This is a genomic window from Burkholderia sp. HMSC10F09, from assembly GCF_001806955.1.
Taxonomy (GTDB): domain Bacteria; phylum Pseudomonadota; class Gammaproteobacteria; order Burkholderiales; family Burkholderiaceae; genus Burkholderia; species Burkholderia multivorans.
This window is the reverse complement of the sequence record NZ_KV786869.1, coordinates 1-354: the sequence shown is the minus strand read 5'-3', so window position 1 is coordinate 354 and position 354 is coordinate 1.

Sequence of the window (354 nt, the reverse complement as noted above, 5' to 3'; positions counted from 1 at the left end):
CGAGAATGTGTGGATGTACCACGGCGTATAGTTCATCGAACGCGAGTCACCACTACTCAGTTCGACTGTCTTCGGCGTCTCGACCGTAGGCAACTCATCGGCATGCAGGCCAGCACATCCCGCGAGAAGCACCAGCAACACCGCCACACCAATAAATCGATTCGTTTTCATTCATCAACCTTGTATATATTTTCCAAACCGTCATCGAGCAGGAATAACTGCTTCTTTCGCGGGAACGGCATTGTGGATTGATCGCAATGTCGCTTGTGTACCGTTTAAGTGTCCACGCTCTCTCCAACGTTCGATCCACGTTCATTATTTAATCCTCCGCATCACGCCCTTCGGATACTCATA